This is a genomic window from Candidatus Bathyarchaeota archaeon, assembly GCA_030739585.1.
GTDB lineage: Archaea > Thermoproteota > Bathyarchaeia > TCS64 > TCS64.
The window spans coordinates 1-21453 of record JASLYX010000013.1; the positions used below are offsets into that span (position 1 = coordinate 1).

General features: G+C 45.8%; 18 protein-coding genes and 2 tRNA genes. 13 read left to right on the forward strand and 7 right to left on the reverse strand.

Translation table 11 applies throughout. The features are described from left to right. Window positions 1-349: 349 nt before the first annotated feature. Together QGG23_07765 and QGG23_07770 are read right to left on the reverse strand one after the other, a co-directional pair. A tRNA-Leu gene (locus tag QGG23_07765) sits at window positions 350-437 on the reverse strand. 50 nt (window positions 438-487) lie between these two features. Continuing rightward, window positions 488-558 (reverse strand) — tRNA-His (locus QGG23_07770). 223 nt (window positions 559-781) lie between these two features. Here QGG23_07770 and QGG23_07775 point away from each other — a divergent pair. The 4 genes from QGG23_07775 to QGG23_07790 all read left to right on the forward strand — a co-directional run bounded on the left by QGG23_07775 (window position 782) and on the right by QGG23_07790 (window position 6512). Further along, entirely contained in the window at window positions 782-1441 is a 660-nt protein-coding gene (locus QGG23_07775) for a hypothetical protein (protein ID MDP6049316.1), read from the forward strand. 335 nt (window positions 1442-1776) lie between these two features. Next, complete coding sequence (locus QGG23_07780; protein MDP6049317.1) at window positions 1777-2817, forward strand: hypothetical protein; 1041 nt, start codon at window positions 1777-1779, stop codon at window positions 2815-2817. 23 nt (window positions 2818-2840) lie between these two features. After that, window positions 2841-4922 (forward strand): DNA polymerase domain-containing protein, encoded by a 2082-nt coding sequence (locus tag QGG23_07785; protein ID MDP6049318.1) that lies wholly within the window; start codon window positions 2841-2843, stop codon window positions 4920-4922. A 240-nt stretch (window positions 4923-5162) separates the two neighbouring features. Further along, the gene (locus tag QGG23_07790; protein ID MDP6049319.1) at window positions 5163-6512 is read left to right on the forward strand and encodes a trypsin-like peptidase domain-containing protein; all 1350 of its coding nucleotides are present in this window, start codon (window positions 5163-5165) and stop codon (window positions 6510-6512) included. 236 nt (window positions 6513-6748) lie between these two features. Here the strand turns inward: QGG23_07790 and QGG23_07795 are convergent, their stop codons facing one another. Together QGG23_07795 and QGG23_07800 are read right to left on the reverse strand one after the other, a co-directional pair. Continuing rightward, a complete protein-coding gene (locus tag QGG23_07795; GenBank protein MDP6049320.1) occupies window positions 6749-7162 on the reverse strand; it encodes a threonyl-tRNA synthetase editing domain-containing protein in 414 nt (137 codons plus the stop codon). Window positions 7163-7194: 32 nt separating this feature from the next. Next, window positions 7195-8265: a Coenzyme F420 hydrogenase/dehydrogenase, beta subunit C-terminal domain gene (locus tag QGG23_07800; protein ID MDP6049321.1), complete on the reverse strand. Its 1071-nt coding sequence runs from the start codon at window positions 8263-8265 to the stop codon at window positions 7195-7197. Between the two features lie 385 nt (window positions 8266-8650). Between QGG23_07800 and QGG23_07805 the strand changes: the two genes are divergently transcribed. The 3 genes from QGG23_07805 to QGG23_07815 all read left to right on the forward strand — a co-directional run bounded on the left by QGG23_07805 (window position 8651) and on the right by QGG23_07815 (window position 10887). Continuing rightward, window positions 8651-9157: a deoxyuridine 5'-triphosphate nucleotidohydrolase gene (locus QGG23_07805; protein MDP6049322.1), complete on the forward strand. Its 507-nt coding sequence runs from the start codon at window positions 8651-8653 to the stop codon at window positions 9155-9157. 368 nt (window positions 9158-9525) lie between these two features. Continuing rightward, a complete protein-coding gene (locus tag QGG23_07810) occupies window positions 9526-10365 on the forward strand; it encodes a M55 family metallopeptidase (protein MDP6049323.1) in 840 nt (279 codons plus the stop codon). 165 nt (window positions 10366-10530) lie between these two features. Then, a complete protein-coding gene (locus QGG23_07815; GenBank protein ID MDP6049324.1) occupies window positions 10531-10887 on the forward strand; it encodes a prefoldin subunit beta in 357 nt (118 codons plus the stop codon). Here the strand turns inward: QGG23_07815 and QGG23_07820 are convergent. Beyond that, a complete protein-coding gene (locus QGG23_07820) occupies window positions 10876-11610 on the reverse strand; it encodes a PAC2 family protein (protein ID MDP6049325.1) in 735 nt (244 codons plus the stop codon). The genes QGG23_07815 and QGG23_07820 overlap by 12 nt on opposite strands. A gap of 62 nt (window positions 11611-11672) precedes the next feature. Between QGG23_07820 and QGG23_07825 the strand changes: the two genes are divergently transcribed. Next, window positions 11673-12707 carry a DHH family phosphoesterase gene (locus tag QGG23_07825; protein MDP6049326.1) on the forward strand — a complete coding sequence of 345 codons (1035 nt, stop codon included), beginning with the start codon at window positions 11673-11675 and terminating at the stop codon, window positions 12705-12707. A gap of 52 nt (window positions 12708-12759) precedes the next feature. On the opposite strand, the gene QGG23_07830 is transcribed toward QGG23_07825, so the two are convergent. Further along, complete coding sequence (locus QGG23_07830; protein ID MDP6049327.1) at window positions 12760-13275, reverse strand: amidohydrolase family protein; 516 nt, start codon at window positions 13273-13275, stop codon at window positions 12760-12762. A gap of 485 nt (window positions 13276-13760) precedes the next feature. Between QGG23_07830 and QGG23_07835 the strand changes: the two genes are divergently transcribed. The 4 genes from QGG23_07835 (at window position 13761) to QGG23_07850 (ending at window position 18228) form a co-directional block, all read left to right on the forward strand. Beyond that, complete coding sequence (locus tag QGG23_07835) at window positions 13761-15497, forward strand: energy-coupling factor transporter ATPase (GenBank protein MDP6049328.1); 1737 nt, start codon at window positions 13761-13763, stop codon at window positions 15495-15497. Continuing rightward, window positions 15494-16288: an energy-coupling factor transporter transmembrane component T gene (locus QGG23_07840; GenBank protein MDP6049329.1), complete on the forward strand. Its 795-nt coding sequence runs from the start codon at window positions 15494-15496 to the stop codon at window positions 16286-16288. Before QGG23_07835 ends, QGG23_07840 begins: the two co-directional genes overlap by 4 nt. 90 nt (window positions 16289-16378) lie before the next feature. Continuing rightward, window positions 16379-17434 carry a phosphate uptake regulator PhoU gene (locus QGG23_07845; protein ID MDP6049330.1) on the forward strand — a complete coding sequence of 352 codons (1056 nt, stop codon included), beginning with the start codon at window positions 16379-16381 and terminating at the stop codon, window positions 17432-17434. Window positions 17435-17637: 203 nt separating this feature from the next. Then, window positions 17638-18228, forward strand: a complete 591-nt coding sequence (locus QGG23_07850) for an SIS domain-containing protein (protein MDP6049331.1) — start codon at window positions 17638-17640, stop codon at window positions 18226-18228. Between the two features lie 246 nt (window positions 18229-18474). Here QGG23_07850 and albA read toward each other — a convergent pair whose 3' ends face one another. Then, the gene (albA, locus tag QGG23_07855; protein ID MDP6049332.1) at window positions 18475-18750 is read right to left on the reverse strand and encodes a DNA-binding protein Alba; all 276 of its coding nucleotides are present in this window, start codon (window positions 18748-18750) and stop codon (window positions 18475-18477) included. A gap of 287 nt (window positions 18751-19037) precedes the next feature. Here albA and QGG23_07860 point away from each other — a divergent pair, with 287 nt between their 5' ends. Then, window positions 19038-20348, forward strand: a complete 1311-nt coding sequence (locus QGG23_07860; protein MDP6049333.1) for an aspartate aminotransferase family protein — start codon at window positions 19038-19040, stop codon at window positions 20346-20348. The last annotated feature ends 1105 nt before the right edge of the window (window positions 20349-21453 follow it).

Consider the following 21453-nt stretch of genomic DNA (forward strand, 5'->3'; position numbering starts at 1 on the left):
TTATCCGTCTTCGGAAGGAATTCATGGAGCTTCTCTGCTCCTAATTTTTTTGTGATATTTAGGAAAAAACACCTATGTATATTATTCAACATATCGTGTGTGTGTGTGTGTTTTTTGTTTTTAGAGAGAGAGTAAGAGAAAGAGAGAAGGCCGTAGAGAGGGTTTGGGTTTGGGGATTAAATTTTAACCCCCCAATCTAGAGAATTGCTTTTGAAAAATTAATACAGTCATTAAAAAATAAGGGATGAAAACGCACAAGAAAAAGAGTATAACATCTGAAAAAACCAAATAAACTATGGATCATTCGGGTAAAACACGGGTAAGAATACCACCATTCATTCGCGACATTTGGTGCGGAGGGTGGGATTTGAACCCACGAATTCCTAAGAAATAGGAACCTCAATCCTACGCCTTTGACCTGGCTTGGCGACCTCCGCTCAACACCATACCCCCAAAACTATCTTAAAAAGACAACCCTGACAAGGAGGGCCGCTGCGGGGAATCGAACCCCGGCCAAAGGATCCACAACCCTGTATGCTACCGTTACACCACAGCGGCCACGCAAAGAAACATAGGCAAGCCTTTCGGTAAAAAGGATTTCGTGGTCCTCATTATTTTGAGAGATTTCATTTAAACATAAATCTTCGTGATTCTTTAAAGATGTCTGAGGCCTTTATGACCAGCAACAATACTAGTTAATAAGAGTGGAACGGTTTCCATTGAAAATTTGTTTCTGCAGAGCCAAAGCATTTTAAGAATACCCTTGCTGGGATGGCTAGTGATGGTTGAGAACTCACTTCATGACCGCATGAAGCTATGGTACGCAAAGACCGGGGATCTGATTGAGGAGAACGTAGAGGGTTATCTCATCGACGTCGTCCGGGGGGAACAACTTATCGAGATCCAGACAAGCAACTTTTCAGCCATTAAGAAAAAACTCGTTAAACTCATACCCCATCATAAGGTGCGTCTTGTTCACCCTGTATCTCAAATTAAGTGGATAGTGCGCATCAGAACAGATGGAACAACGATCTCTCGCAGAAAGTCTCCAAGAAGAGGGCGCATTGAGGACGTTTTCTTGGAGTTAGTCTACCTGTCAAATCTAATTTGGGAACCAAATTTTTCCCTTGAGGTGATTCTGATCCACTCCGAGGAGATTCTCATTAATGATGGACGTGGTAGCTGGAGGCGAAAAGGTTGGAGCATTCATGACCGACGCCTTCTCGAGGTGTTGGAGAGCTATGTCTTTTTAGCGCCCCAAGACTTCCATAGGCTCCTGCCTGAGTCTATACTACCCCAGTTCACCACAAAGCAGCTCTCTAAAGCCCTCAAGCTCAGGCAAAACATTGCACAAAAGATGGTTTACACACTCCGTCACATGAACGTAATCGAAACAATCGATAAGAGAGGAAGGGCCCATATATATTCAATAATTAATTGAATCCCTCTCAGGAATCTGGCATGTCCATTCTTAAATCAACTTGAGATCGGTGGAAACTATAGATCCGACCCTTGATGTGGCATGACTAGCCTGTCGCGCGGAGTATTATCAAAACCATGGTCATAGGATCTGTCTCAGGGTACCAGATGATGCATTTGCATAGAGTCCCAAAAAGGCAATCCTTCGTAAGATCGTCCCTATCTAACCCTTTTTTTCTCTAAAAATAAATCTCAATTTCTGTTGTCTCACACAGAGTCATACCACTTTCTATCTCCTCCTACCTCTTCCAATCTGCGTTCCGTTTATATTGCCTCCCAGAGGAGGGAGCATGGCCTATGTTGGGGTTCATGAGCGGGTTGGAGCTCCTACGCTCTGGTTCCAAGGGCACCCTCTCAACGGGGAGCTTGGAATTGGACGCCCTTGTTGGAGGGATTCGGAGGGGAATGTTCTACCTCTTTTATGGGGAGAAGAATCTCATTGAGGTTCTGTTCTGTCATCTCATAGTGAACGCGCTTAAGCTCCAAGGGGAGATTGGCAGGCCCGTCGTGGTCTATATACTCTGCGGGAACTATCGGAAAGAGAGGACAGAGATAGAGATGGCGGAGCTCATGGAACTCGTGGAGGCATCGGGCTACGGGATGGAAGAGGCCCTCAGGAGGATCCACATCCTCACGGCGTCATCGGCCGATCAGCAGAGCCTCCTCGTCAATGGGCTCATGGGGATACTGGAGCGGGAGCCAGAGGTGAGCCTTGTCCTAATACGAGGGATCTTCAAGCTCCATTTCGATGATGCCCGCGTAAGAAACTACCATTTGGCTAGGGAGGAAGTCCAGAGATCCATCACCCACTTCAGCCAGCTGTGTGCCGAGAGAGGGATCCCTCTTGTTGCCTCCGGGAGGCCAAAGAAGGCGAAACTAATCCCGAATCCGGAGAGTAGCAGCTTCCTCAGGCACGTGGCTAACGCTATAGTCTACATCCGTGGGAGGGGGAATGGCACCAAGTTCAACAGGGCGTTCCTCCTGAGCCACCCCAATATACCTCCCAGGTCAACAGAGTACGCATTCAAGGTGAACGAAGAGTTGGGTAGAGATACACCGCCATTTAGACAGACGTTCCACGAACTTGTAGCCAGGCTTAGACGAGAGTTCCAAGATGCTCTCATGCACATCGAGCGACGCGAGGCCTTTGATCTCCTCATTGAGGCTTGGTCAGCCGAGTTGGGGGCAGTGAGCTTCGCCGAAACTGTGAAGCTCCTCGATCTCCTGTTCTTGGTCTCAGTGGTGGAGAACCGTAGCGTTGGGGAGAATCTCCGACGGAGAATGGAGGTCCTCAACGATAGGATGACCCGCATCGAGGAACAACTGGGGTCAACCTAACGGTTGAATTCCAGGGATGGCTCATGGCGCCATACATCAGCGATAATTATGCAATTCTTTGGTTCAAAACGGTGGAAGGGGACACGATCAAAGTACGGGAGCGCCACCACCCCCGTTTCATTGCTGAACCCAAGAAAGGCTATACAATTGGAAATATCGAATATCTCTTTGATGAGCACCCCGACGTCCACGCAACGAGAGTTGTCGAAAAATTTGCAACCTTGAGCCGCAAGGAGAGGCAACAATTTGTTGAGGTCAGCGTGTACTCAGTGAGGTCCCTTAATAGTATTCTTGAATACGCAGAGAGACTCCCCGAGGTGAAGGGGGTTTATAATACGGGTCTCATCCCCGTCCAATGGTACCTCTTCTATAAAGACGTGGCTCCATCAAACCTTTGCGCTGTCAAGGAGGAGGATAGGAAGCTGATATCAATAGAGGTGATTAACGACGAGGAGTCTATTGAGCCACCTCCGTTTGAGGTCCTCATCTTTGAGGTCTCGAATTCCCCTATCGAAAAAATCAACGTCTACGACAAGTCCCAGCGTCTAGTCTCAAGTCTCCGAGGCATGGAGGGGGCCGTTCTCAAGAGTTTCCAGGAGCTAATACGGGAGATGGACCCTGACGTGATGGTCACAGATTGCCCCATTGCCACTATCAAGCGGGTGGTCCACAGAGCCGCCTGCAACGCCATGGATTTCCGCTTCGGCAGAGATGGGGAGCGGTATCATGGTCGGATTTTCTTGGGTTTAACGGCTTTCTTGGACTCTGGGTTATCTGGGCTTGTGGAGAGATCTAGGTTTACATTTGCCCCATTGGGGGTGAGCGCCAAATGGGAGCCCGGGAAGACCATCGATAGCCGACAGTGTTACGCTGCAGTAAAAATGGGGGTTGTGGTGCCTAGAATGAAGGGGGGACTCGGTTATGCTACTACAGTCTGGGACGTGGTGAGAAAGGACCGAGGCGGAATGCTCTTTTCCCCAGTAGTGGGGCTACATGAGAACGTGGCCTGCCTTGATTTTGAATCAATGTTTCCTAACGTCATCGTCCACAAGAACATCAGTTATGAGACTGTGACATCTGAAGGGATAGACACTTCGATACCCGGCTTCATGGGAGTATTCACCCGACCTTTCCTGGAGCGAAGGCTGAGACTCAAGCACCAAAGGGACAAATACACCCTCGGGAGCCCAGAGTGGTGGTTGTGCCATCGCCGCCAGAGTGCCCTTAAACTTATGCTCGTTGTGGTCTACGGCTACAGCGGTTGCTACGCGAACAGATTCGCGAATATCAGGGTCTTCCAGGAAATCAACCGACAGGCGCGCATAGCAATGGTTCAAGCTCTCAACATCTGCCTCAAAAATGGATTCGAGGTGATCTATGGAGACACCGACAGCCTTTTTGTTAAAGGTCAGGGTGCCACTGAGAAGGACTATAGGGATCTAGCAGCAAGGGTTACTGAGGAGACCCACCTCCAAATGGGACTTGACCGCCACTTCCGCTATCTTGTCCTCCTCACCCGTACCACTGATCCCAGAATGGTGGTGGTCCGCCGCTACTACGGAAAGCTCACAAATGGGCATCTCTTCTACAGGGGCATAGAACTCCGCCGTCACGACACACCATCCTATATCAAAGATATGCAGACTCGAATAATAGAGGCCCTGTTCAAAACCGACGATCCAGAAAACGTCATCAAGGAAGGGGTCATCCAAGCCTTGGAGATCGCTAATTGTGCAATGAAGGATGTTCAGAGGGGACTGGTCAACCCCCGAGAACTAGTGATCTCGAAGAGGCTGAGGAAAGATCTCTCTCAGTACCGGACACATCAACCCCATATAGTAGCCGCAATGTTAGGGGCCGAGGAGGGAGGAGACTCGAACTACCTCCTCTTGAACACCAAGAGGAAGAACCCCTACCTCAGGGTGATGCCCGCCTCCCTGCTGAACGGAAGCCACAGAAGATACGACCGAAAAAAGTACACCGAGATGACCCAGCGGGCCGCATGGAACCTCCTGAGACCTTTCGTGCCAAGCGAAGATTATATCGGGAGAAGTAGGTACAGGAGGAGTAACCTCAAAGACTACTTCAAATCCAGTCCGATTTGACTATTAATAAAAGTCTCATCAGGAATTCATTTATAGACTTGCTCACTCGCGCGAATCTCCGCCTCTCCACAGTTTACTAAAACTAGGAGCTTCTACTTTTTAATGACTCTCTGAGAGAGTCTATACAAGGCTAATAATGAGCAATTCAACACATCTTATCTTCTACTAACCTCAGATGAGAAAACGTTCTCAAACATAGAGACCCAAACTATTATCCCCCCAGAAAAGAGATCAACTTCAATGTCCCAGAGTAGCAAAAAGTTCTCTATAGCAATATTCGTAATCGCACTATTGTTCTTATCTTACAGCGTTTACATCTTCTATAAGACAGATAGTCTCCAAAATGAGAAAGTTGAAGATCTAACGTCTGAGGCTGATGAAGCAGGTCGGAGGATAAGCGATTTACGTTCTAATCTAGATAACCTTTACGTTAAGCTTGATAATCTTTTGAAAATTAAAGAAGATCTTGAAAACCTTTCAACAGATCTCGGGGAGATCAAGGAACTGGTGACTGAGAATGGGGATGAAATTGATGCCCTAACGACAGATTTTGAAATTGTAAATGAGTCTCTCACAGAATTATCAGCGACATTAACACAGGTCGATGAGATCACCGCCGGGGTGACGCAGGGGGTCACTGCAATCGTCAGGTCCACTCCCGCCAGTGTCTATGAATCCGTAAGAAAGTCAGTAGTTCATATCAGAACTGACACGGGACAAGGCTCAGGCTTTGTATGGAAAACCAATAAGTATATCCTAACAAACTGGCACGTAGTAAATGAGACCGATACTGTCACTGCGGAGTTTTACGATGGAACACGAAGATCTGCGACAGTCATCGGACTCGATGCATACTCCGATGTGGCAGTCCTCCTCATCTCCGGAGTGCCCAATGGAACGGTCCCACTAGAGCTTGGGAACAGCTCAGGGATCTATGTCGGGCAACAGGTAGTGGCAATTGGAAATCCTATGGGAAATGCGGGGAGCCTCTCCTCTGGGTTAGTCAGCCAGGTGAATGAGAAGATTGACCTACCCCCCCTGATAAGCCCCGTCCTACAACTTGATGTCACAATAGCCCCAGGTAGCTCAGGAGGACCCCTCCTAGATCTCCAAAGTAAAGTTCTCGGTATAACCAACGCTGGAACAATTTTCGGGTACAACTTTGCTATCCCTTCTAACGTCGTAAAAAGAGTCGCCGAATCGATAGTATCCACGGGGGAGTTCAAACATCCTTTAGTGGGATTCTGGGGGACTGAGCTGACACCAGAGGTGGTTGAAGAGTATAATCTAGTTAACGTCGACTTATACCAGAACGGGATACTTATCACAAGAGTGAGGGAGGGTTTTCCCGCTGCCGAGGCTGGGCTGAGGCCTTTCGAAAAAACCATTGACCGCGAAGGATTCACAGCATATATCGCGAGAGATATAATAATCGCTGTCGACGGGATAACCCTGAAAAACTGGAGCGATTGGCACGTATATTTTGCTGAGAAAGTCTCTCCAGACCAAACCATCATTATGACCCTGCTGCGAGACGGCTTACTCGAGAAAATAGAGCTAACCACTACTTACAGGGATCCATATGAGTGAAAACAAGAACTAAAGAAACGTTTTTTCTTCAGGGTCTAGTAAACCCAGCTAACACTGATTTAGACATTTAGCAAATATTCGAGGGAGCAAATATGAATAACCAAGGTCTCTGTAGATTAAGTTCAACCAAATGCCCCGTATTAAAAATCTAGCAGATACAATCGGAGATCAATTAATCAATTCCTACGGAATTAGGAACGACATCGATTAGCTGGAAAGCATTAATTCCATCGAAATTAATATTCCCTATATGCCTCGGATAGGGGATGCCCAATACAACTCAGGTTGAATGCTTTATACCATCCAAAGGGAGATCTGTGTGTCTCAAGGCCCTCTTTAACAAGCTTATCAGATAGTCCGGTTATGAACTCCTTAGCGAGCCGGGCCGAGCCTAGATTCTTAGAAAGATGTGCATATGGGTAAAGAAGGATCCTTTTGCACCCGATTCGGGAGACGTCAACCTTTACGTTTTTTACAAATAATCCCATGATCTCGTCCCAATTATGCTCGTCCTTTTTCTCGAAACACGTGAAACAAACCAGAACGTCCTCAAGCTTTTCCTCTTTTTGGTTGGCAGGCTGCTCAGCCACCGGCGTTTCCTTCCTTATTTGATAACTGAAATCCTTACAATGTACCTGAAGAACCCTCAACGCGATCCAGTTTCAAGACAGCTATAAATGTATTATACTTTTTCCATTTTCATCGCACGCGCGGCATCTTTTTTCTTTCTAGTGGCAAGTTTTTCTACGAGGGCAAGACCTCTCTTTCCCTCTTTTAATGGCTTGACTTCAACTAGCCCAGCCTTTTGGGCAGCTCCGAGTGCTTCTTCACCAATATCCGTCCTAACAATTACGGTAGACCAGCCTTCGGGAGAGCCGACATTGCCAACGGAAAGATCAGCGAATTCGGCTGAAAAGTCCCCGCATGTGTGGCAACATTGACGGACTAAACTCTTTACAGCAGCAATCTCTACGTTGTGAATTTCCTCTCCATCTTGGAGCGCTATGAATCTACCTTTCTGAATCTGAAACTTTTCGACCTTGGCCGCATCGATTCCTTCGCCCTCAAGGTAATCCATAAAGTTGGAATAATCAAATGTCTCCATACAAAAGACGCCAACCCTTAGGCCAACCGTGTTCTTAATTCTTTTGTCAGACCAGGGATCACTCTCGATGTTCCTAATGCCCTTCATCTGACAGGAGGTCCCTACAAGTGCAATATTTTCCAGGGCATATTCCTGTATTGCGGAAGCTACACCAACGAGGGATGGGCTATTCGTGTACTTTGTTCCTGCGCCCTCCAGGATCCCCTCCTTCGAAGTTACAACAATGGGTTTAACCGCCCATGGTCTATCTTCCTCGAACCCCGCAACTACTGCCCCGTCACCATCGTCGGATAGGAACTGATATAGAATCGCTGTAACCGCACCACCGTCTTGGGCATTATTGAGGACCTCGTCGTATTTCGACTTAACCGCATAGATTGCTTTATGGACTCCAATTGGGGCCTCTTCCTCAGTTCTGGTTCTTCCAAAAATCCCCTCCTCCATCTCTGCGATATCAAATGACGCTACTGGGCAGTTCCAGTAACATAACTGGCAGGAAATACAGAGACCAACAAGTTTTGGAGTTCCATCTATAATCTTAACCGTGTTCACGGGGCATACGGCGTCACATCCCCCACAAGTGACACATGTTTTCTTCCTGATGACCTCGGCCACAAGGTTACCGAAGATCTTAGGTCTTTCGCTCAAAGGAGATCAGAGAGGGATTACAATGTAAATATAAAAACGTGCTCCTTATCGTTTCGAAAAAGCGTTATAACTAATAGCATTGCCCAGGCTTCAAATATCCGCCTTAATAGTTGCTTGCATTGAGCTCGTACAATTCAGATGGTTATAAAGTTCGAATAAATTTCTAGATTAGCCTATCCCCAAATGAAGGAAGTGAAAAATTTCAGATAACCTAGACCTATTAATATAGGCTAAATTTTCTTTCGCGCGCGAATCAAATATATAGTCTATTCAGATACTGCTTCTATCCATGAACAGAGAATGGGCCGTTTTGAACGGTCGACATTACATCATTTATTAATTTATTCAGAAAATGTTGTTTAGAGAATAGGTAGACCGATCAGATTTGTTTAACTCCAGCGAGATCAGGCGGCTCATCAAAGAGAGACAGCTCATCACCGGGTACATCGACCTAGAGATTCAGCTCCAGCCTACAGGTTTTGATCTCAGTCTTAGAGCAGTCCAAAGATACAAGGGAGGGGGAAAAGTTGATTTTTCTAACCTGGAGAGGGAGATTGCCCGCAAAGAGCTTCTGGAGCCAGACACGGATGACTGGTATAACCTGGAGGTGGGCTGCTATACTATCGTCTACAACGAGGTTGTGAAGATCCCCCTTGATGTCGTTGCCATGGCCCGGAGCAGAAGTACCCTGTTGCGGAATGGGGCTACGGTGCAAACCGCGATCTGGGATCCCGGATACCAAGGCAGGAGCAGCAGTCTGCTTGTCGTAAGCAACCCCAACGGGATAAGGCTCAAGAGAGATGCTCGGCTGACCCAGCTCGTCTTCTTCGGGACTGATAAGGTTCAAAGGGGATATGATGGGATCTATCAAGGTGAGAGGATGACCCGTTAAGGGTTTAGGCGTATGTGTTAGGAAGAAACGCTCTCCCACCACATATAGATAAAAAGCAAGGAGCTCTGGGGTGTAAACATTATACCTTCTGAATCACCACTGGAATATTCACAGACTACATGGCTCCTAATCGTTCCTGCATGATCATCAGGATGATTGAGGTGAAGCCTAACAGGACCCACTTCAAAGAGTCATTATAGATAAGTAACTAGGACTATACTCGCGCTCTTTCTGCCCATGCAGCAATCGTGAGTAAAAAGAGCTCTGTAAAAGGTTTAGGTATAGGAGGTGATGCTCGCGTCGGTTCTAGACATCCAGTCCTTATCTTATGCTTTTTAAATGCCATCCTCTATGTCTTCTTGATTTACATGTCCAAACCTAAGAGCATTTTCATATCCATAGACATGGAGGGGATAAGTGGCATCGTCGACTGGAATCAGGTCGGGGGAAATACCGGTGAATACACCTATGGCCGAAAGCTTATGGTAGGCGACCTAAACGCCGCCATTGAAGGAGCCTTCGCCGCTGGGGCTGAGGAGGTTGTGGTCTCCGACGCCCACGGAGGGATGAAAAATCTTCAACCTATGGAAGTCCACAGTGACGCGCATCTCATCCGTGGTTCCCCAAAACCTGGTGCAATGATGGAAGGAATAGACAACCATTATGATGCGGCCCTCTATGTTGGCTACCATGCCATGAAGGGTACAGAGAAGGCCATTCTTGCCCACACTATATCAGGGAGAAGCGTGAACGGAGTCTGGATCAATGGAAAGGAAACCGGGGAGTTTGGTCTCAACTCTGCTCTTGCCGGATGTTATGGAGTTCCCTCTGTATTTGTCTCAGGAGATGCGGCTGTCGCAGAGGAGGTGAAGAGCTTCGTTCCCAATATTACCACTGCAGTAGTTAAATGGGCGGTTGGTAGGAGGGCAGCTAAGTGCCTTCATCCAAAGAAAGCCCATACCCTAATTAAAAAGAAAGTTACTCATGCCCTAGCAAATATTGAGCACGTGGATCCCTACAAAATAGATGAGCCTTTAGAATTTATGCTCAAATTCGAGAGCTCCGTAGTAGGAGATATTGTTGCATTATTGCCCTATATTGAACGGATTGACGGACGGACGGTAAAGGCTGTCTTTGACGATTATCCTACCGCTATCAAAGCATTGAGAGGGGCAATATATCTCGGCGGCGTTACTGCGAGGAAATAATACCCATTTCTCCCTTTTATTTATCATTTAAAACACACAAACATTCAGCTTTAAGATCATTATCGATTCAATTTTAACGCGGTGCCTGTTAAATTCGTACTTGTTTCACATATCAAAAATAGAAGAGGTTAAACATGAGTCTGTGATGGGTATTCGGGAAGGTTCATGTCCAGTTTAAATCAACTTCCCCCGAACATCCAGGAGAAACTTAATAGACTGCAGCAGCTCCAGAGCACCCTCCAACAATTAATACTTCAAAAACAGAGGCTCGACCTCGAGAGAAACGAATCCGAGAGGGCATTAAAGCTTCTCGATGATGTCCCCTCTGACAAGAAAGTCTACAAGTCATCAGGGGCCATTCTTGTGGAGAAGGAGAAGGGGGATGTGGAGACGGAACTTAGGGAGCGCCTTGATTTTTTGGAGATGCGGGCTAAGGTCCTAACTAAACAGGAAGCTAACTCCCGAAAGAGGCTTAATGACCTCCAAGAGAGCCTCCAGCAGGACCTCAAACTAGGAGCCTGACCCCGGTTTCTGCCTTCGTAAGCCCCCTAACAGACCTTTCTGTTTACCAGCTCTAGCCCTTTTTATAGCCTCTCTCCTTGAATTGCCGCTCTGCCTAAGAATCGAGGTGTCCACACCAAGCTTTAGTATTCTGTTAAGGGCCTCGATAAGATCGGCAGTCCCCACGTAATCAATGGATTGAGTCGTTCCTGTAGGAACTAGGAGAGAGGTCCAAGGCACCTTATGCTTCATAGCCTCATCGAGGAGCACTGCGTTCAGACCAGATATCCCCCCCTCGCTAGTTGGCCTGACGCCGACTTGGATTAAGTCCTTCATAGGGAGACTGAACCCTAAGATAGGGCGCGTCCCCTTCGGAGTCGCGAAAGGCATTCCCTCGATGGATATAATCTCCTTCACCCCTTTCTCCCTGAGCCATTCCATCAACCCGATACCTATGGGCCAAGCATTCTCAGCATGGATTAGGGCATCCGAAACTACTAGTAGCACATCATTCTTTTTGTTCCCGTATATCCTAAAAACTGGGATGGGTCTCCCCTCAACGAGCAGGAACATGGGAGGAATTAGGTGGGATTTTAACTGAGCCCTCTCAATGAAACCCTTCTCACTAGCAATATACATCAAAGCGGTGTTCCCTATAAAACCGGCCCCCGCAAACCCAGTTACCACGACAGGGCTGCCCTTTTTCATTGGGCCTATCTCCACGATATCGACGTTACTTGACATGCCTAGAACTTAGGATAGAATCCATCCGCTTGGTTTAAAAATCACCCGACCACGCTCTCCTTATGATAGGCTTTCCCAATAATCCTGACAGTAAATTATCTGGATTCTCCTTTGAGAGTCTAAGGGAGCTTCTGATCGGTAAGATCCTACTGCTGTGTCACCACAACGCCGATCCTGATGCCATCTGCTCAGCATTCGGAGTTCAGATGTTAATTAGATCCATCGAACCCTTCTCGGATGCTAGGATCTTTCTCCCTGGGGGAGCCAGCAGCCTTACTCGAAGGATCATGGATGCCCTAGGTATCCAAGTGCAAAACGAGGCCTTTATTGACGACTATGATACCCTCGTGATCTTAGACACCGCGACTCCAATCCAGTTAGGCGATTGGGGAGAGAAACTATCAAAGTCCAGCGCCAAAAAGATAATTATCGATCATCACAGCAAGCATCCAACCATGATGAAAATTTCAAACTATTCCATGATCGACGAGTCCGCCACATCCACCTGCGAACTCGTGTATAATATTTACTCGGGTATGGGAGTTAAGCCGACACCAATAGTTGCTCGAGCTCTTCTACTGGGGATCGTTTACGACTCCAGACACTTCTTCATTGCCACTCCGAATACACTAAATGCTGCTTCTGCTCTCCTGGAGATCGATGGATCAATCCCTGAGATCTTTTCAATGCTTCGAAGTGAGCGAAAACGCTCTGAGAGGATAGCCCGCATAAAGGCAGCTCAAAGGATTAAGTTCCACGACACCAGGGGTTGGATCCTGGCCGCCTCCCGGCTTAGCTCATTCCACGCATCTTCAGCAAGGGCGCTTATTGGGTTGGGTGCTGATGCTTCAGTTGTCGCCGGGAGTGAGAAAGGTAATCTTAAAGCAAGTCTCAGGTCCACGGATTTATTCTACCAGGGGAGTCACATCCATCTAGGTGAGTTAGCCCAGACCCTTGGTGCGGAGTTCGACGGGTCAGGTAGTGGACATCCTACTGCAGCTGGCATAAACTGCAAGGGGGACGTCAATCTCTTTCTTGAGAGAGCTATCTTTATGCTCTCCGAGCTGCTTCAACAAGTATCAAAAAATCACCGGTAAAAGAAACCCGCCCGCGAAAAGGCCTAATAATATGGTTGGGTTTTTTTTAGTCTTAGGCATCTATCCCTAAAAGATTCTCCACCGAATCACCCACGACCTCATCCTTCTGCACTTTTGTAATGCCCGCGAAGCGGATACTGTCCAACATAAGCTCTATGTAATTACCTGCCTTCTCGAACCTGCTTCTATGGCCACCATTGGAGGACTCTGAGCCATATATCACCTTCTCAGAACCTATAGCCTTAACCGCCTGCTTAATGGCGACGGGGTTTGAATAACACATCTCTAAGTAAATGTTATTGTTTTTCACAGCCATCTTGGTGCTAAAAAGCTCCAAGTCGAAACATGTACCTCCGCCCATGTGAAGGATACCCAGTTTTACCTCGGGGAAGCTGTTTGCGATGTCTACGATATATGGGTTGTTCGGGATATTGTGGCCATAGTAGACAACCACAACAATCCCATACCTCTCAGAGAACTCCATCAGGGGATACATAAAATGTGCCGCTGCGTGCTGATGGCTCATCTTGATGCTCCTCCAGCCGTAATCCTTTAGGTATCTTTCGATCTCCTCGAGACCGACCTCTTAGTATCGTGGATTAAACAAAACAAATGGAATGAATCTCCCTGGGAATGATTTGTTAGCTTCAGCCACAAACTTGTTGCAATCGTCGGGTTCTTGGCTGCCCCGGATACAAATACCACCGCCACATAAACGTTTGCTGCATCCATGCTTTAGACCAGCAATTTTTACGGGATCCCTGCCCTTTGATATGTAACAATAAGCGTCAATAAAGAGCATGTACTAAATCCCCGTTTCGTTGGTTATATTGTTGCTACGTGACCGGATTCACGGCACAACCCATGTTTTTGAAGGAGATTCATTTTCACTAAGGCGTATGATCTAGGCCAAGAAGAAAAAGAGTCACGGAAAACCTGCATTTATATTGTTAAAAGACTCTAGTCAGAGGAGCCTAAAGACACTATTGTTATAAATATAATAGTCAGCGCTACCATTTTAGACGGAAATAGATTCTGGAAAGGGTCAAGCCATTGGGTATTATTGAGGTAAAAGATCTCCGGTATACATATCCTAACAACAAGTCCTCTGCATTAAAGGGGGTAAACCTCTCTATTAACGAGGGGGAGTTCATACTCCTGACGGGGCCCAGCGGATGCGGGAAGACCACGTTTAGCAGGTGCCTTAATGGGCTCATTCCTCACTTCTACAGCGGCGACCTCAATGGATCAGTCACTGTGAATGGCCTTAACGTGCTGGATCATGCCACATCTAAGCTAGCCCCTAATGTAGGGCTAATTTTCCAAAATCCAGACAATCAGATCTTTGCACTCACCGTTGAGAAGGATGTTGCCTTCGGCCTAGAGAACCTGGGCATTCCCAAAGAACAGATGATGAGGGATATCAGCTGGGCCCTTAAAGCTACGGGTATCGACCACCTTAGGAACAGAGGCACCCACGAGCTTTCCGGGGGACAGAAGCAGCGACTTGCTATTGCTTCTATCCTTGCTATGAGGCCTAAGATACTAGTTCTAGACGAGCCTACATCATTTCTCGATCCCATTGGCGCTGAGAAACTCTTTGAGGTCCTAGAAACCCTGAACATAGATCACAGAATAACGATCATTTTAATCGAACATAGGGTTGATATTGCAGCAAAATATGCCAATAAAGTTGTGGTCTTCGGGAACGGGGGGATAGTAAACATAGGATCCCCGGAAGATATCTTCCTTAGTGAAGATACGAGGCTGGCGGGAGTTGGGATTCCAAAACTCGTAGAGCTCACCAAAAAACTCAGGAGCCGGGGAATATCGATCCCTGAGACACCGCTGTCCCTAGAAGCCTTCATCCAGCAGATCAATCCCTTAATGGGGAAAGCGAGGGCCAAATCTAAGAATGTCATATCCCCTGGCTTTGAGGAATTTATAACGAAGCACCACTCGAGCCCACTAATTAAAATTGAGAGGCTCTCGTTTGCTTATCCCAGCGGGGTCAAAGCGCTTAGGGGTATCTCCCTAACAATCCATAAAGGAGAGTTTGTAGCGATCATGGGGGAGAACGGCGCTGGGAAGACCACCCTGGTTAAACATCTCAACGGCCTTTTGAGGCCCCATGATGGGAGAATTGCCTTTAATGGCGCCGATATTGCAAATCTCAGCGTCGCGGCGCTGGCCAGAAAGATCGGCCTAGTCTTCCAGAATCCTGACGACCAGCTTTTCTCCGAGACTGTTGAGACGGAGATTAGCTTCGCCCTAAATAACTTCGGATTCAAGAAGAATGAGGTTGAAAAGAGGGTGGAATGGGCCCTTAATCTCCTTAACATCAAAAAATATTGTAAATCCAGCCCCTTTCTCCTAAGTGGGGGGGAGAGGAAGAGGGTCGCATTGGCCTCTGTACTTGCATGGGATCCCGATGTTGTGGTCCTCGATGAGCCTACGATAGGTCAGGACTACCGACAGAAGGAGAGGCTCAGACATTTTCTTGAGCAACTTAGGATCCAGGGGAAGACGATTATTATAGTGACTCACGATGTTGAGTTCGTAGCTGATATAGAGCCCCGCATTATCCTCATGGCAGAGGGAGGGATAATCGGAGACGGTACCACCAAAGAAATTATGACCAACGTTACGGCCATGAGCAAAGCATCTGTAGCTCCCCCTATGATCACTAAAGTCTTTTCCAAGCTATCTGAATACGGCCTCCCACGTGATGTAGTTGACGTTGATGAGGCCGCCAAGCTATTAATTCATCTCACGGAGGGGTCGAATTGAGCCTGCTGGAGAGACTCCGTTTCAGTAGAGTAAATTCTCCCATCCACGAGATTGACCCCCGAGTGAAGTTCCTCCTAACTATGGTGATTTTTGTCTCCGCTATTCTATTCACCCGGCTTCTGCCCCTCCTGTTCATCTTGCTAATCCAGGTCCCCATTGTCTTCATCGGAAAGATCCAAAGGGAGTGGGCCCAGAGCTTGAAAGGAGGTCTATTCCTGGCAATCATTATCCTGACGACTAATCTGGTCTCTCTTTACTATTTCAACAACAGGACCCTCACCACTGAGAATCTGGAGTACGGTCTCGCCATCACTGTCCGCTTTCTAGTGCTTATTACCTCTTTCTCCATCTTCTTCCTTACTACCTCCCCAGACAAGCTAAGCCTTGCACTTGAGAAAGCACGGATTCCATTTGAGTTCAACTTCGCGTTCATTACAGCGATCCGGTTCGTCCCTGTTCTCGCAGACGAGGCCCAATCTATTATTGACGCCCAGAGGTCTAGAGGGCTTGAGCTCGACAAAGGAAACTTGTTTGGGAGGATAAAGAATTATATTCCCATATTGCTCCCGCTAATAATCAACTCCATCAGACGGAGCCTTGAGCTGGCCGAGGCCATGGAGTCTCGGGCATTTGGGGCAACCAGAAAAAGAACGAATCTCTACGAGCTTAAGATGATTGGAAAGGACTATGCCGCTCTGGGTATAGTGCTCTTGGCACTTGCCTTGGCACTATATATTAAATACGTGTTTCCACCACTTGGACCGTTATTTCCCCCTAGTACCATAATATAGCGTCCTTAGGATCCACCTAACCCGTAATGTATAAATAATTACTATATAGGTTTACCCAGAATCACTATATAGAATAAAGGTAGAGTCAGATTGGAGCCACGAAAAGTTCAGAAAGTAGGGTACTCAACTCTCTCGGTCTCCCTACCCATAAAATGGACTAAGAAAGTAGGCATTCAGAAGGGCGATCTCGTCTTCATCTCAGAGGAGAGCGATGGCGCTATAAGGATGACCGCTCAGAAACGGAAGATCGCGGATGATGTTGAATACGTTGTCGACGTAGACCAGTGTGATAACACCAAGGTTCTCGAGCGCGTCATCGTCGGTAATTACGTCCTGGGAAGGAGTCTCATCAGGGTGGAATCAAATCAAAGGCTAAAGCGGAAGCAGATTGAGAGCATTCGGAAAGTCACTCATCGTTTGTTAGGCATCGGAATCATAGAAGAATCCGAGCACCACCTCCTGCTACAGTGCTCCATAGACCCCAAGAACTTTCCATTGGAAACCATAGTGGATCGACTCTATAAACTCACATCTATCATGTTCAAAGAAACCCTAGACAGTATCGTCAACGGCGATGTAGAACTTGCAAAGGACGCAATCACCAGAGAATATGAGGCAGATACCATTTACTGGCTCCTAGTCCGCATCCTTAGCTTGGCGCAGCAGTCCAGATCTGTCTCTGAGAGTATAGGAATCGTGGATTCTATGGATATCGTCCAGTATAGCATTATTGCATGGTACCTGGAGATGATCTGCGACCGAGTGAATCATATTGCCTCTAGCGTTATAAGACTCCAGGATATCTGTAAATGGAATAAAATCGACCTTATTGAACGGGTGAGCCATATAGGTTTCATCACATTCAACATGTTTGATAGGGCCTTCTCGAGTATCTTTGATGGCAACCTAACTACCGCGAGCGATGCGGTGGACATGTACGACACTATAGAGCATAAGGAGAGTGCATTGATGAAGCGACTTCAGAACGGGAGCCGCTTAGAACTCAGCGGGATAGTGAGCGAGATCTTATGGGACCTGGATATCATAGCAGAGCACAGTTCTGCCATAGCCGAGATCGCTATTGACATCATTCTCAAAGGGGAGAACAATTATTGCCATGCAAAAAAAGTCTTGACTGCTAAGTAATGGGCATCATAACCGTTAAGACAATTTTCTCGCTTCAATAGTTGAAAGGTGAAGGTCAATAAAAAAATCTCTCCAACGTTGTTAATAATTGTTTTGAAGTTATTGTATATACTAGTATATAGTAGGCCTATAAAAAATTCGGTTTTCCTCTCTCCTCTGAGATAATGAAAAATAGGGTTAGCGTATCTTTGAGATCGTTGGATATGAGTATCGTCAAGAAAGTATCGTCGTGGTTCCTCACAGAAATTGATGGTGTCATCCAATCCATAGATGACTCCGAGATAGAGACCATAATCAACACGTTGCTGAGTCATAAAGACTATAAGATCCTGCTGATTGGCTCCGGGCGAAGCGGATTTGTGGGACAGGCTTTCGCCTTGCGTTTAATGCATCTGGGATTCAATGTCTACGTAAGCGGGGAGACGATAACACCAGCTCTAACAGGAGAAGACTTGGTTGTGGCATTGTCTGGATCAGGCACCACCACAACCGTAGTGGCTCAGGCTGAGGTCGCGGAAAGTATTGGCTCAAAGGTCATTGCAGTCACTTCCCATCTTGATTCTCCTCTCGCAAGCATTGCCCATAAAGTGGTTCAGGTAAAGGGGAGGACAAAGATAGATCAGATATTCGATTACGACCGGAGTCAGATTACGGGGGAGCACAACAACGCCCCCCTGGGGACGATGTTTGAGCTCAGCTGCATGATCTTCCTGGACTCGATTATAGCCGAGCTGATACAGAGGCTAGGGGTCTCGGAGGTCGACCTCAGAAAGAGACACGCTAACGCGGAATAGCACCTTTTTATTGGTTTAATATATAATGAACATGTCTAATCCGATCGAGTAAAAAAATAAGTTTGTACAACTTTCAAAGAATGATGAAATACTCAGGTAAAGTTAATGATATTTTATTGCATAAAAGATTAAGTCATTAGTCACAAATGTACACGCTTTGATAACTAGAAATAACTTGAAAAGATATTGCTGACGCTGAATTTTTTGGAGCAATCGGGTAAAACTAGTGCGTTGACTGTTTTTTCCCTAGCCTTTCTTTAGGGTTATGGTTATGGTGCTTACGTTCCGCTTCTGGCCTTCTTGATTCTCAAGTTCTTCTGTGCCAATTTCTATGTTGTCGACTGTGAGGTCGTTCAAGAATCTGTTCTTTGTGACTTCAGCTACGTCAACTGCGGAGCTTATAGCACGTCCCCTGGCCTTCAAATGTACTGTGCTCCCGTCACCCTGAAGAGAACTTAGGACCGCGAGACAGTAGTTCATGATAGGCTTATTCCCGATATAGACGATGTTCCTGTCGGACATTGCAGAGTTTCCTGCGAAGGCTGACCTATTAAAACCTTCGGTGGAATGAATTTATTGCTTTTTAACTTGTTTTTATTGAATGGCAGTTAGCTAAAGGTATGGATTACATTATAGAAGAGCTAGCAACACGGGTATCTGTTTCTAAAAAGTTGGTGAACGCGTGAAATGGAAGGAGAGTACAGGGAAACGCCCAAGAAAAATCTCGGAATCGATCAAGTTAAACCACTTATCAGAAAAATTATTATTGTATTAACGGGAGGGTAGATATTGAATAAGGTGATTTTCAAATGACTGAAAAAAAGCAGCTTTCAAAGAGAATAATATCAATTCCTGGGCCTAAGACTCAATCATGGATTAAACGGTATTATGATGTTTTTGGAAGCCACTCTAATATATCAATAGAGAGTGCAGAAGGGTGCACTTTTCAAGATGTTGATGGAAATAGATTTCTTGTTCTAGCAAATTCAACAGATATAGCGGGATATTCTAACCACAAGATACTTGGAGCTGCAGAAAAACAGTTGAAAAAAAACATTTCCCGGGCAGCTGGTTCACCTATCTTAATCGAGTTTACAGAAAAACTACTCAGTAAAGTTCCTAAAGCACTACGTACCGGGAGAGTCAACTTTACTTCAAGTGGAACTGAAACTGTTGAGTTGGCCATATCATTGGCTAGAGCCTATACTGGAAGGCCAATAATTATTAGCTACCACGATTCCCATCACGGTTTCATAGGAACGCCCTATCAAGTAAGTGGTGATCCAAGGATTAAGAGTACGTGGCCAGCTAAAATATCGGATATTATTCATATACCTTATCCAAAATGTTACCGCTGTCCCTTTAAACTACATTACTCAGATTGTGATCTGTTATGTCTAGATTATTTACATAACACCTTAGAGACTGTCGTCCTACCTGATCAGGTCGCTGCCCTGCTGTTCGAGCCGATACTTGTGAATGGAGGCATGTATGTACCCCCAAAGAAGTACATGGAAGGAATTGTGAAATTGTGCAGGGATAACGGCATTTTACTGATAATGGATGAGGTTTATACAGGTATTGGAAAAAGCGGAAAATTCCTTACAATGGAACACTGGAATATCACCCCTGAAATATTGTGCATTGGAAAAGCCATTGGGGGCGGATTTCCATTATCGGCCGTAGTGACAAAACGAGAGGTCACTGATGAAACCTTTGGGGGCGTCAGATTCACAGGGACTTTCTCAGGTAACTTAGTTGCGTGTTCAACTGGGCTTGCCACATTAAATTACCTAGAGGAGAAACAGCTGGATGTGAATGCTATGGAAGTTGGGAATTATTTAATGGAATCATTAAAGGATATTAGCGAGGAAAAAAAACGCATAGGGGATATCAGAGGTATGGGGTTGTTAATAGGAATAGATTTGGTTGAGGATAAAGATAGTAAGGTAGCGGATGGTTCATATGCAACTATTATTGAGAAGAAAGCTCTTGAAAACGGTTTGATCATCCGAAGGGTTGGTCGATATAGAAACGTATTGGCGTTAACCCCCCCATTGATATTAAATAAGACCCAAGCGGATGAAGCGTTGGCTATATTTGCCAAAATAATAGATTAATGTGGGTTTTAAATAACCCCTAATATTAGTTTTTTTCTAGTCCTCTCAGGTTTAACTTAGAACTTACACACTACAAACACTCTAAGAATTATTCAACTTTTACCTATTCAGAAAAGCATTAAAAAACGTCTAAAATTACTACATCATTCTCTAAAGTTCCTTATAACCTTACAAGCACGTTTTTTCTGCGTTAACATGATAAAGTTAGATGTGTTAACGCTCGAAGGTGTAGGACTGTAATAATGGCTGAGAGCCGATGAGAGAATAGTGGGAATAATAGGAGACGGGTTTCTTCGGGGAACTGGTAGAAATTTTAAATATTTTTTTTAGGGCGTGTTGGGCATCTTTGTTTTTTCAACAATGATCAGATATAAACAATTATTACATGGACGAAAAAGGGAATGATATTTCTAAGGAGTATTACTCGTGTTGACGCCTATTCCTCTAGGCTCATAGATTTTTGCATTTTCTCGTCATAAAGTTTAGTCCATGTATAATTACATATTTGGTACCAAAAAACTCATGACCTACGTCGTTTATTCGATACACAGAAGAAAAAAGATTACCATATTCAGATTTTGTAATTTACGCGCGCGCCTTTCTATATCTTTTGCCTGCGTTCCCTGTAGCAGTATGGACAAACAGTTCCCCTTTTTCTTTTATCCGGGGTAGCTTCCCATTCATGTTCTCGGCGGCACTTCCACCAGACTTTCCTGCTGCTTCCTGGAGTAACCTGATCCGGCTTCAAATCCCCGTTCCCATTTAGATGCAACTTAGCCAATTCGGGATATTTTGCAGCGAGATTGTGATCTGGAGAAGATTCAACTCAGATAAATTATGGTGCTACGGCATAAATGACCTGATTATCCAACTATGTGCGAGCGCGACAACTATAATTTATTAATCTTTTGCGTGTGAATTCCCCCTTTTTTGGAGTGAACAGATTAAAACCATTTAGTTGAAGGTTCATAATTAACCTAATTCATTCGCATCAGAAAATAATAAGTTAATCTGAATTGGTTAAACGTGAAAAGGATAATAAACTATTGGGGTGTAGTAATCCACACCTAATGTAAAAATATTCTTAAATTGAAAGGTGAAAAAA